Below are 12689 nucleotides of genomic sequence, written 5' to 3'. Positions count from 1 at the left end.
TCAGACCGAACACAGATATTCGGAAAATGATTTAGGATTTTCGGCGTTTTTGCCCGCTGTTCGGCTAAATGCGCCCGGACCGAACCCGAGAACCGGTTTGTCGCTGACTAAGGCGATAAGGTGGTGGTTTTCTTTGCCGGGTAATGAGAAGTGTCCGGGCAGGTACTGGTGGTAGTTGGCGCCGAGTTTTTCGTTCAATGTGGGGCTGGCTGGTGCAGGGTAAAAGGTGATATGGTCGGGCTTGAGCGCAAGGATGCGGGTTAAGGTTTCTTCCGGGATTGAGGCGGGTAGTTCCAGTCCAACCGAGAAGAAGTTTGTGTCGCGCAGGATTAAAAAGTCGTTTTCGGGCAGGGTTTGGGCATCAAGGTTGAGCCGTAATGTCACCTGGTCAAATCCGGACTCGCGCAAAACCTTTGCCCGTGCCAGATCCACGGTGTCGGGTAAAACAACTAATGTCTGTTCTTCAGGCTGGATTACAAGGTGGTCATAGAGCGCCTGTAAAATCCGGTACAACTGGTCAAGGGTGAGGCAGGACGGTCCACAGCCACCAAAGTAGATGGTGGTGAAGGTGTGTTTGCGATACGATTTGCTCCGGGAGCGAATTTCCCGAACAATGATGCTTACAAACCTTTCCGCATCTTCCGGTGTGTAAGGCATAGGCTGGGTGCCAAATCGCCAGTCCGGTTCGCTGCCAAACGGGACGGTGACGGTGATGCCGGACAAGGGTTTAACGGACGAGCCTGCCAATCCGATTGAACCGAATTGCCCAGGGTGAGATGATGATGCGGGCGATGTTGGGAGCGGCGCTGGATGAGAAGTACAAAACGAGCGGTTTTCCCCGGAGATAGCGTAAAGGCAGCGGTCCCCAGAAGCGGGAGTCTTCAGAGTTGTCCCGGTTGTCACCCATCGCAAAGATGTGGCCTTCGGGTACAACCACCGGACCAAAGTTGTCCCGAACATAGGGCGAAAGTTCCGAACGGTAAAAACTGCGGTTTTCCCAGAGGTGCTGGAAGTCGGGCTTCAACTCCTGAGGCAAGGGAGGCAGGGTGTAGTAGAACTTGTGGACCGCATAGGGTGCAACCACTTTTTTACCGTTGATAAACAGTTCTTTGTTGCGTACTTCAACGGTGTCACCGGCAACCGCAACGCACCTTTTGACAAAGTTGCGCGGGGTGTACCAGGTGAAGAAGTTGGTCTGTTTATCCCAGAACAGAGGCAGTAGCGGTAACCAGGACGGGAAAATGCGAGCATAGCGGTTGGGGTGCAGGGAGTCAACCGGCATATCCGGGTCAACCGGAAACCGGAAGATGACGATGTCCCCGCGTTTCGGGCTGGAGACGGGGATAAGGGTACGGTCGGTGAAAGGGATTTTGACCCCATAGACAAATTTGTTGACGAGCATAAAGTCGCCGACCAAAATGGTGTCTTCCATTGAGCCGGTGGGAACCATAAACGCCTCAACGAGAAATGAACGGATGAGAAGGACGGCGATAATGACCGGGGTCCACTCGCGAAAGAAACGTTTTACACCGCTGCCAAATCCATCAGCCATAACAGGTTAGTTTAGAAAAGGGTAAGGTAAAGTCAAGCATCTGGGTAGGCGAAGAGAGTAGATTTCCCTTACTGTTGACCCAGAGGTGGATACGGGTAGAATAAACTTGTGAAGGTTAAAGCGGTCTCGTTACTTTCGGGCGGGCTGGATTCCATCCTTGCCTGCCGGGTGATACTGGACCAGGGTATTGAGGTTTTTGGTCTGAACTTTGTCAGTCCGTTCTGTACCTGCACCAGGAAAGGGTGTCGCCATGAGGCGCGGCGGGCAGCCGAGCAGTTAGGTATCCCTTTGAAGGTGGTGGCAAAGGGTGAAGAGTACATCCAGATGATAAAAAAGCCCCGCCACGGTTACGGCTCGGCAATGAACCCGTGCATTGACTGCCGGATTTTTACCTTTAGGCGGGCAAAGGAGTATATGGAGGAGATTGGCGCCCAGTTTGTTTTCACGGGTGAGGTTTTAGGCGAAAGGCCTATGTCCCAGCATCTGCAGGCTTTGAAGTTGATTGAACGGGAGTCCGGCTTGCAGGGCAGGGTTTTGCGGCCACTCTCGGCAAAACTGCTGGAGCCAACGATTCCGGAAATAGAAGGTTGGGTTGACCGGCAGAAACTTCTGGCGATTCAAGGACGGTCGCGCAAGCCCCAGATTGCCCTGGCTGCCCATTACGGTATCAAAGATTATCCCTGTCCTGCGGGTGGTTGCCTTCTCACCGATAAAAACTTTGCTCAGAGGTTGAAAGATGCGTTTGCCCATAACGAAGACAGTTTGCGCGATATGAATCTGTTAAAGGTGGGCAGGCATTTCCGGCTGCCTTCAGGCCGGAAGGTGGTCGTGGGCAGAAATGAGATGGAAAACAGGGTAATCACCAATTTAATTAATGCCAATGATGTGGTGATTGAGCCGGTTGATGTCGCGGGACCGGTGGTGGTTGTCTGGCAGGGTGGTGACGACAAAGATGTGGAAGTTGCTGCCCGGCTCTGTGCCCGGTACTCGGATGGCAAAAACCTGCCCCGCTTAAAGGTGCGGGCTGGTAACCGGGTTTTTGAGGTGGCACCGCTTGAAGAGGAAACGACCCAGGCGTTGCGCGTCGGCTGAGTCAATCGGATTATTAAGACATCTGCAGGTATTGCAAGGGGTTAGAGATTTGGTATAATTTATTAGATGAGGGCGGTGCAGTTTAGTGTTGTCAGTTTCCCTAAATTACAACAGGATAAGGAACTTTTGCGATTGCGGGAGCGGTTTGCGCCCGGTCTATTTCAGCTGGAGCCGCACATTCCGGTTGTTTTGCCCTGGGTGCCGGTTGCGTTGGGTGATGTGGTTACAATGGTAAACTGTTTGAGTGAGACGCGAAGGAAGTTACACCCGATTGCGATTGTGTGCGACAACTGGCACCGCCAGGGTGAACTTCTACTTGGTGATGTAACCCAGGGACAGGAGGCGGTGCTGGAGTTGCGGAAAAGTATCACGGGTGTTGAGCCGGTATCTTTAATAAAGAATGATGAGTCCCGGGATGTGTATCTTGTGGTTTGCCGGGTTCCGGAAGAGGAAAAGTGGGACTCTTTAATTAAAGAGGTGCAGAGTGTGGGCAGGAGTTTAGGGGTTGTTGATTCGGTGGTGTTGCTCCGCACCCTGCCGGACGGTTCCTGGCAGCGGGTGGCAAACTTTCCTTTTGGTGTCGGCAGGGTCGATTTTTACGAGCAACTGGTGGGCTGAAAAGTAAACTCTTTTGTTCCAGAAAAGCCAAACCTGAACACAAAAGTCCAGCGTCGATAATTTCATAAAACAACAACTTGCTGACAATTGGTTAGTTACGATTCTGGCACACCAATTGTAATTATATCGGGTGATGGCAAGTAGAATTATGAAAACAGGAGGTCAAAAATGAAGAAACTGCTTGCGTTCGTTATAATCGGAACCCTGGTCGGCATTGGATTTGCCGGCACCGGCGGTATCGCGGGAAGGGTATTCAATGTCGCAACCGGTCAGCCTGTCGCCAATGCGATTGTTACCGCTTGCAGTGACAGTACGCCCGCAGGTAGAGCGGTGACTAATGACCAAGGCGAGTACCTGATTGAAGGTTTAGATGCCGGGAGTTATCGTGTGATAGCGCGAGCACGGGGTTTTGTTCCGGCACACTCTCCGGTTCTGGTGGTAGTTCGGGAAGGCAGTATCACCCGGGGTGTTGATTTGCGGTTAAGGCCCTTGCCCAGACGCACCGGCGCGATTAGCGGCAGAGTTGTGGACCGTATCACCCGGGAGCCTTTGCGGGGTGCGGTGGTGATTGTACGCAATCAGGCGCTTACCCGTCGGGCACGAACCGACCGTAACGGTTACTACATCATCCGCGGATTAGGTCCGGGAAGTTATCAGGTTGCGGCAAAGGCGCGGCGCTATTTTGGCGAGGTTTATCCCCAGCCGGTTGAGGTTGTTGAGGGTGAGGTTACCGAAAACATCAACTTTGCCCTGCAACCCAAGCCCAGGCGTGGTGGAATTTCGGGTCAGGTGGTTGATGCGAAAACCGGAAGACCGATTGCCGGTGTTCTGATTACTGCTTTAGGTTTGCAGGGTAACGGTTTTGCCCGGACTGATGGCCATGGGTTTTACCGGATTGTTGGACTTGAGCCAGGTCGTTATACAGTTTCCGCGACTAAGCCCGGTTATCAGGCGGCAACATATCCTGAACCGGTTGTGGTTAATTCCGGTGAGATGACCCGGGGCATTGACTTCCGGCTGCAACGGCTGGGTAAAAACCAGACTGATAGCAACTGAATTGGGATTCGACTTTTACCCTCTGGCGTACCACCGCTAGAGGGTAAACTTTTTATTGACAAAATCTTCTACCGTTTTATGCTCTAATGACAAATCGGGTTACATCCCAGGGTTATTTTAACAGGTTCAACAGGAGGTAATGGCATTATGCGAAAAGGTTTTGTATTTCTGCTCTTGGGTGTTTTTTCCTTGCTGGCTGAGGAAGGCGCCCGTTATTTGATAATTACCCCGGACTCTTTTGTTCCTGCCGCCTTTCCCCTTGCCCGCTGGAAGACCGCAAAAGGGATGTTAGCAAAGGTTGTGCCGACGAGTGAAACCGGAACCGACACCGCCTCAATTCGCAGTTACATTCGCAATGCCTGGAACAACTGGGACATTCCACCCGAGTATGTTTTACTTCTGGGTGGTCCGACTCATATCCCGAGCTTCACCAACAACAACGACAACTACTACGGTGATATGAGCGGGGATTACCTGATGGAAATCCCGGTGGGAAGGTTCCCGGCGCAGACGGTGCGCGACTGCAGCACATTTGTTGCCAAGGTCCTGGCGTATGAAAATCCACCTGCGGACATTGATACACTCTGGTTTTACAAAGGAACTACTGTGGTTCGGGAAGATGTACCACCGGACTCTTTTTATCAAAAGGATTCGCGGATTTTACGCCAGTACTGGGTGGACAGGGGTTTTGCACTGGCTGAGAGTTTGTGCGACCTTTATGGTGACTCGAGCCGGGAGGTGAATGCGGCAGCGCACGATGGCAGGCTTTTCATTACCTATCGGGGTACCGGTGTTGGCACCTGGTACTCGCCTTTTAATGCGGTTGATGCCACCGGCTGGGGAAATGGTGCGAAAATGCCGGTGGTGGTGAGCGGCACCTGCGCTACGATAACTCTGGCACCGGGTGAGTCGATGTACGGTGACCGGTTTGTGCGTGCCGGTTCACCAGGAGCGCTGGGCGGTGCGATTGCGTTTTTTGGAACAACCCGTTCGGGTAACCACCTTTCCCGGTACCGGAGCGCCTGTTTTCGGGGTTTTTTCCATTCGCTGTACGAAGAGGGTGAGTACCGATTGGGAAAGGCGGCACTGCGCGGCAAGTTCTGGGTTGATTCAATTTATGGAGATTCGGTGCGCTATCTTGAATGGAACCTGTTGGGCGACCCAGAGCTCAATGTCTGGACCGGACCGGTAAAAACCTTACAGGTGGAACACGATTCGGTTATCCTGCGAAAGCCTCAGACTTTTGTGGTAACAGTGCGGGCGGGTGGCGCACCGGTACCGAATGCGGTGGTCTGTATATCAATGGATTCAACCGTCTATGAGTACACCAGCACGAACAGTCAGGGCCAGGCGATTTTTGAAATCAATCCGATAAACACCGGCTCGCTTCAGATTGTGGTTACGGGTAAAGACCTCCGACCCTATATCGGGTCCTGTGATGTTGTGGCAAAGGATGTTGCCTGCACAGCGATTCTGGCACCGGTTGGGATGGTAGATTCGGGTATGGGTGTGACACCGGTGGTGAAACTTTTCAACTACGGTAGTAGGATGGAGAGTTATCCGGTCCGGCTCAGAATCGGCGCAAATTACTGTCAGGTGGAAACGGCATATTTTCATCAGCCCAACACCGAAAACGAGTTGATTTTCCCGCGCTGGTATGCCCGGGAAAGGGGCAGTCTGGTGGTCAGTTGTTCAACCGAACTGATGAACGATGTGGTGCCGGAAAATGACCGGGACACCGGTGCGGTTTTTGTACGGGTGCGCGATGTGACGGTGTCAAGGATTGTGGTGCCAACCGACCGGTATCCGGCAGGAAGTGTAATTACGCCCGTGGTAGCAGCCCAGAATCCGGGCAATGTGAATGCGACATATCAGATGTGGTTGGTGATTAACAACGCTCAAGGGCAACCGGTTTATAGCGCTCAACAGAATGTTGTGAACCAACCCCCAGGCAATTCCGAACTGCTTGTCACATTTGCGCCCTGTTCATTGAACACCGGTGGCAGATGGGCGGTGCGGTGCAGTGTCTATTATCCATTTGACCAGGTGCAGGCAAACAACATCAAAACTGGTGAGTTCTGGGTGACGCCGGTATGGCAGGCGGGCTGGCACGAGGTGGTGCCAATGCCGGCCCAACCTTCCGGCGCGGCGGTTAAAGATGGGGGCTGGATTGCCGCGGATGAAAATTCGGGTGTAATTTACGCGGGCAAAGGCAACAAAACAGGCGACTTTTATGCCTATGAGCCGTTTACTGACACCTGGCGTATCCTATCGCCGATTTTGCCGGGAAGAGAGGAAAGGTTGCCGAAAAAGGGTGCGCGGGGTGTTGTGGCTGGTGCAGGCAAGGTATATTTAGTTAAAGGTAATAATACCAGGGGTTTCTGGTGTTACCACGCAACTGAAGACCGGTGGGAACAGCTATCTGATATTCCGCTGGGTAATAGTGGTAAGGCGGTGAAGGGCGGCGGCGATATGGTATATCTAACGAAAAACGACACCGGCTATCTGTACCTGTTAAAGGGTTATTACAGCGATTTTATGCGTTACAACACCGCAACCGGTGAGTGGAGTGTGCTTCCAGATGCGCCGATTGGAAAGTGGAAAGAGGGTTCCTGGCTGGTTTACGATGGGGTTAACAACATCTATGCCCATCGGGCAAACAACGAGGAGTTGTGGGTGTTTGATATCGAGAGCAACCGCTGGAGTACAACACCCCTGCCCGGCATTCCGCGGCAGAGCACGCGGACCGGTAAGAGTAAAAAGTCCAAGGATGGTGGTGGTGCCGCGTATTACGACGGTGTTATTTACGCCCTGAAAGGTGGTAATACCGCGGAGTTCTGGTGTTATCGGACGGCTGAAGCCCGCTGGGAGGAGCTTGACACCATTCCCCAGCTCGGTTCGACCGGCAAAAGGAAGCGGGTTAAAGCCGGCGGTGATATCGCCCATTTTAGTGGAGGTGTGTTTTTTGCCCTGAAAGGCAACAAGACTTTGGAAATGTGGCGCTATGTACCAGCAATGGGTTTGGCTTCAAGACCCACAGTGCCGCGGCTCGGGGTTATGGACGAAGCGAGTGAGGAAAAGGGCGTTAAGTCAATACCGACGGTGTCAAGCCCGGTGATGCTCGAGAGGTATTTAGCAGAACTGGCAAGCGGGAGCGGTGCAAAAGGCGTCCGGGTCTGGATAGTGGACATCACAGGTCGGGTGGTGGCAGAGATGCATTCAATAAATTTCGGTAAGGCAGGAAAGAGTTCGGTCGGCAGTTTAGCACCCGGTGTTTACTTCATGCGGTATGAAACCGATGCCGGTTATCGCGGGGTAAAGAAGGTCACGGTGGTGCGGTGAGCGAAATGGTTTGACCAGGAGTACGATTTAAGTGCGGCGGTTCACCATTTATGCGCTGGTATTGACGGTGCTCGTGATTGCGGTTTTCAATGTCCACAGCTGGCTGGTGCTGTCGCGGAGTCGAGCGGCGCTCGAAGAGGAGTTAGGGAACCGGTTGGAAACGGTGGCAAAGACGATTGCCACGCAGTTGCGAACCCGGGAGTTGACACCGGAGCAGGTGCGGGCGCTGAATGAGACGATGAACGAAGCGGGCCTGTTCAACATCTTTCTTGTTGACGAGAGTCTGCGCTATGTGTTTAATGTGCGGGAGCCCGCAGCAGCAGGAAAGACCGACCCGATGCTGGAACTGGATGCAACCGAAATCTTATCAGCTTTCAGCGGGATGCCAAGCCGGACCCGACTGTTCGCAGCCGGACCTTACTATCTGAAAACCGCCTATGCACCGGTTTACGGTGCTGGTGGTACGATTGATGGCGTGCTCGGGGTTGAGGCGGATGCGCGGTTTTTCCGCAGTCTAACCCTTTACCGCAATTCGCTATTGTTTGTCAACGGGTTGAGTCTGATTGCACTGGTCGCGCTGGTTCTGGCGCTTTTGAGCATCGCCCGGCACGCCCTGAAACTGGAGCAGGCAGCGGCGCGCGCGGGCACATTCGCCCTGCTTGGTGAAATGGCGGCAGCGCTGGCACACGAAATCCGGAACCCGCTTGCCACCATCCTTGCCACAACCGAGCGGCTGAAGATTCGGTACGGGGCAGAAAACGACCCGACATTTGACTACATCCGGGAGGAGGTGGAACGGCTCAACCGGACTTTGACCAACTATTTGAGCATCGGCTCAGGCAAGCCGGGTGAGATGGAAGAGGTTGACCTGGGCGCATTGATTGGTCAGGTTCTCACACGAATGGAGGAGGAGTTGAACCGCAACGGGATACGGATTGAAAACCGGCTGGAACAGTTGCCCAAAGTCCGGGGTTCGGAGTTGCAGTTGCGCCAGGTGTTTATGAACCTGTTTCTCAATGCGCTCCAGGCACAACCGCAGGGTGGATTGTTGAGGATTGAGGCGAAAACCGCGGAGAAGGGCGGCAGACGCTGGCTAACGGTGCTCGTTACCGACCATGGTTCGGGCATACCAAAGGAGTACCAAAGCCGGGTGTTTGAGCCGTTCTTCACGACCAAAGAGAAGGGGAGCGGGCTCGGGCTGTTTGTGGTGCGACGGATTGTTGAACTGCATCAGGGTGCAGTGCGGTTGAGAAGTGCGCCGGAGCAGGGTACAACCGTGGAGGTTTGGTTGCCGGTATGAAGATTTTACTGGTGGACGATGAGCGGCGGTTCTGCGAGATGACCGCGGAAAATCTGCGCGAACTCGGTTATGAGGTGAAGCCGGTTTTCAGTGGTGAAGAGGCGGTCCGGGTTCTGGAGCAGGAGAGGTTTGATGTGGTGATTACCGATTTGAAGATGGTGCCAGTGGATGGCATGGCGGTTCTGGCAAAGGCAAAGCAGGTAAATCCCGAAGGCGATGTTGTGGTCATCACCGGTTATGGTACGATTGCCCTGGCGGTAGCGGCGATGAAACAGGGTGCGTTTGACTTCATCACAAAACCGGTGGCGCTGGACCACCTCCAGGCGGTGCTGGAAAAGATAAGGGAGCATCAGAAGACCAGAGATGAGAACCGGCAGTTGAAAGAGGAGCTGAAACTGACCAGCCGGTTTGCGGAACTGGTGGGTGATAGCCCGGCAATAGCGAAGGTCAAGGGTTTGATTGCCAAGGTGGCACAGAGCGACGCCACGGTACTTATCACCGGTGAAAGCGGCACCGGCAAAGAACTGGTGGCACGGATGATTCACCGTTTGAGCAACCGGGCGCAAAACCCGTTTGTCGTGATGCATGCCGCCGCACTGCCTGAGACCCTGCTGGAGTCAGAACTTTTTGGCTATGAAAAGGGGGCGTTTACCGGCGCGACGAGCCGAAAATCGGGCCGGCTGGAGCAGGCGCAGGGTGGAACACTCTTTCTGGACGAGGTTGGCGAAATCACCGCGTCGTTACAGGTGAAACTTTTGCGCTTTCTCCAGGACAGAAGTTTTGTTCGGCTCGGCGGCAGAGAGACGATAACGGTTGATGCCCGAATTGTGGCGGCAACAAACCGGAATTTACCGGAAGAGGTCCGTGCGGGCAGGTTTCGAGAGGACCTTTACTACCGGCTTGCGGTATTTCCGATACATCTGCCACCATTGCGTGAGCACAAAGAGGACATTCCGGCGCTTGCCCGGCACATTTTGTCCCGACTGGGTTATCAGAAGGAACTTTCCGAAGATGTGGTGAAAACATTGCTGAGTTATGACTGGCCCGGTAATGTGCGGGAACTTGAGAATGTGCTGGAGCGGGCGCTGATTTTATCGGAAAAAGGGGAGATAAAACCCCAGTTTATTCAGTTTCCCGAGCCGGTGTTTGCCCGCAAATCAGACTCGGACTCACCCGGTTCCTTATGGGAAATGGAGCGCAAAATGGTGGAAGAGGCGCTGGCGCGAGCGGGCGGCAACAAGTCCAAGGCGGCAAAACTGCTCGGGATTACGCGGCGGATGCTGTACACAAAACTGGCAAAGTTCGGGATTGAGACACAGGATGGCGAGTGAACATTTTGAGCCAGAATGGTACAGGAATGTTCAGTTTGTCTAACCCGGACAAAATGTTAAGCGACGTATTTTCAATCTGTTGTAATTCTGGCACGGCGATTGCTTTTAATTGACGTGAAGATGGATATGAAAAGGTTAACTTTACTGATTCTGGTCTTACTGGGCACGGTTCTTGCCCAGAGTCCGGACAAGGTCGTTTCCGAACTGCGCCGGACCGACGAGATTATTGAACGGGCACGACTGGTGGTTGAACCGTCCGGAAACGAGGAAGCCCGGACCGTATTGAGAAGCGCAATTGAGATTCAGAACAGCGCCTGGGATGGGTATCGGGGCCGGCGTTATCGCTGGGCATTGAGCCGGACCTTGGCGGCAAGGCAGCGCGCGTGGCAGGCGCTTGATATGGTGGTGAACAACCCGGAGCGGGTCCGGCAGGAGATAGAGCGGACCGCGCAGTTAATGCAGGAGGCAGAGCCGCTGGTCAATCGGATTGAGGACCAGCGGGCACGCGATTTGTGGCAGATGGCACGTTCAGAACAGGCAGCCGCTGAAGACAACTTCCGTGCCCGGCGCTATCGGATGGCGCTGCGGTTTACAATAGCCGCGCGCGAGCACATCGGTGCCGCGCTCAAACTGCTCAGGCAGATACTGGCACCGGAAAGGGTGGAACTGGAACTGGAGCGGACCGAACGGATTCAGGAACGGGCAAAGGGTCCGATTCAGGCGGCAAAAAATGTCCGGGCACAGGAGATGTTCCAGCGTGCCAATGAGTGGCAGGTTCAGGCACGCAACCGGTTTCGGGAGCGGTTTCTGGGCAGGGCGCTGCGTTTGACTCTGGCGAGCCGGGATTTAACTTTGCGTGCCTGGGCGCTGGTCAACAAGGATGTCAGCCCGGAACTTCTTGAAACTACGCTCAATGAGACCGAGCGGTTGCTCGATTTGTGGTCCGAACAACTGGAGAAGGAGAAAAGCGGTGAAGCCCGGAGGTTGCTCTTTGAGGCGCGCAACCACCAGCAGACCGCCCGTGAACTGCAAAAGGCAGGGAAGTTAGCCGCGGCATTTAAGGAGGCAACGCAGGCACAGCGGTTGATGAACCGGGCGCTTGAGGTTTTGGAAACCGAAACACCTGCGCCCGATTCGGAATGATTTGCCTCTATCTTTTCATCTTCAGTCTGAACCCCAAAAACGAAATCGGTGTGAGCGGCGACTACTTCGCGCAAAACTACATTGTGATTGACACCGTGACGCGGGACACCAGCGCCCTTGACACAGAACTGCGGCTTTTCTGGGACTTCTGGCTCGAATCGGCAGAGAAGGGGAACGACCGGATTGGGATAAGGCAAGGCGAATGGAGCGCGGGTAACGGCTTGGCTTTTTCTACCCGTTCGATACGGGACCGGCTCAATTTAAGCGCTACCCTGCCGGTCAGTTCCTGGCTGGAACTGCAGGGTAAGTATGACGGTGAACTGCAGTACTACCATCCGGGTTTTTTACTGAAGACCGATTCGGTATCTTATACCTCTTACCTGAACAACAATCTGAGTCTGGAACTTGACTTCGCCCTGGGGTCAGGCTGGAACCTTAATCTCAGTGAAGGGCTGGAACTGCAGCGCTATCTGCCCGAAGACAGTTTTAACACCAGTTATCTTTTAAATCGGGTCCGGCTTGGTGCTGAGTTGAAGCCGGATGATGGACTGTTCTTTACTCTGGTCTATGGGAACAATCGGTTGCTCGTGCCGCGCGCTGACACGAACAACTATGCTGAGCACACCGTTTACGGTGGCGCCGAGGTTTACACAATGGGCGGCAGCCGGTTCGGGATTGACAACTACTTCGCAAGGCGGCGCTATCCGGACCGATTCCGTTCTTACTGGGAGGAGCATCCCAATGTGACCTTTACCCAGGATTTTGGTACCGATTGGGCGCTGACGATTGAGGAGGATTTTCGGCTGACGCAGTTTGATGAGACAACCGCGGTGTATCAAAATCAGGCGGAAAATCGGCTCAAGCTGGAAGGCGAGTGGCGGCTGGGCTCGAGTTTTGCCTTACGGTTCGGACCGCACTGGGAGTTGAGCCGGAATACACAGCGGCAGGATGAGCAGGACTACAATGAATGGGCTTTTTCCCTCGGGGCTGAGGTGTTTACACCGGGCGGGCTCGGGCTGACCATTGAAGACCGGCTGGGCATGCGGCGCTACATTGCTGCCGATTCCGGATTTCAGTCCGATTACCGATTTAATGAGTTCAATCTGTACAGCAACTGGCAGTTTCTCACCACCCGGCGCGGTGGCTTGATTCTGGAGGGTATGATAAACATCGCACCGGAGTGGCACCGCGAGGCAATCGACAACCTTGCCGCGTTCAGTTACTCTTTCGGGCTGAAGTTCCGATTCTGAACAGG

General features: G+C 54.0%; 10 protein-coding genes. 8 read left to right on the top strand and 2 right to left on the bottom strand.

Going from position 1 to position 12689, the window contains the following annotated elements:
* Positions 1–747, bottom strand: a complete 747-nt coding sequence (locus HPY86_03455; protein ID NPV13972.1) for a hypothetical protein — start codon at positions 745–747, stop codon at positions 1–3.
* On the bottom strand, positions 728–1552 hold the full coding sequence (gene lepB, locus HPY86_03450) for a signal peptidase I (GenBank protein ID NPV13971.1): 825 nt from the start codon (positions 1550–1552) through the stop codon (positions 728–730). The genes HPY86_03455 and lepB overlap by 20 nt, the downstream gene beginning before the upstream one ends.
* A 108-nt stretch (positions 1553–1660) precedes the next feature.
* Between lepB and HPY86_03445 the strand changes: the two genes are divergently transcribed.
* The 8 genes from HPY86_03445 to HPY86_03410 all read left to right on the top strand — a co-directional run bounded on the left by HPY86_03445 (position 1661) and on the right by HPY86_03410 (position 12684).
* On the top strand, positions 1661–2644 hold the full coding sequence (locus HPY86_03445; protein NPV13970.1) for a hypothetical protein: 984 nt from the start codon (positions 1661–1663) through the stop codon (positions 2642–2644).
* A 66-nt stretch (positions 2645–2710) separates the two neighbouring features.
* Positions 2711–3262 carry a hypothetical protein gene (locus HPY86_03440; protein NPV13969.1) on the top strand — a complete coding sequence of 184 codons (552 nt, stop codon included), beginning with the start codon at positions 2711–2713 and terminating at the stop codon, positions 3260–3262.
* Positions 3263–3430: 168 nt separating this feature from the next.
* Positions 3431–4318, top strand: a complete 888-nt coding sequence (locus tag HPY86_03435; GenBank protein ID NPV13968.1) for a carboxypeptidase regulatory-like domain-containing protein — start codon at positions 3431–3433, stop codon at positions 4316–4318.
* Positions 4319–4465: 147 nt separating this feature from the next.
* Positions 4466–7660 carry a hypothetical protein gene (locus HPY86_03430; GenBank protein ID NPV13967.1) on the top strand — a complete coding sequence of 1065 codons (3195 nt, stop codon included), beginning with the start codon at positions 4466–4468 and terminating at the stop codon, positions 7658–7660.
* 31 nt (positions 7661–7691) lie between these two features.
* Positions 7692–8960, top strand: a complete 1269-nt coding sequence (locus HPY86_03425; protein NPV13966.1) for a hypothetical protein — start codon at positions 7692–7694, stop codon at positions 8958–8960.
* A complete protein-coding gene (locus HPY86_03420; GenBank protein ID NPV13965.1) occupies positions 8957–10291 on the top strand; it encodes a sigma-54-dependent Fis family transcriptional regulator in 1335 nt (444 codons plus the stop codon). The genes HPY86_03425 and HPY86_03420 overlap by 4 nt, the downstream gene beginning before the upstream one ends.
* A gap of 126 nt (positions 10292–10417) precedes the next feature.
* On the top strand, positions 10418–11434 hold the full coding sequence (locus HPY86_03415; GenBank protein NPV13964.1) for a hypothetical protein: 1017 nt from the start codon (positions 10418–10420) through the stop codon (positions 11432–11434).
* Positions 11431–12684 carry a hypothetical protein gene (locus HPY86_03410; protein ID NPV13963.1) on the top strand — a complete coding sequence of 418 codons (1254 nt, stop codon included), beginning with the start codon at positions 11431–11433 and terminating at the stop codon, positions 12682–12684. The genes HPY86_03415 and HPY86_03410 overlap by 4 nt, the downstream gene beginning before the upstream one ends.
* The last annotated feature ends 5 nt before the right edge of the window (positions 12685–12689 follow it).

It is taken from the genome of candidate division WOR-3 bacterium (assembly GCA_013177935.1).
Taxonomy (GTDB): Bacteria; Hydrothermota; Tepidihabitantia; order Tepidihabitantales; family Tepidihabitantaceae; genus Tepidihabitans.
Note: the sequence above shows the minus strand (reverse complement) of the source record. Positions and strands in the feature narration are given on the sequence as shown.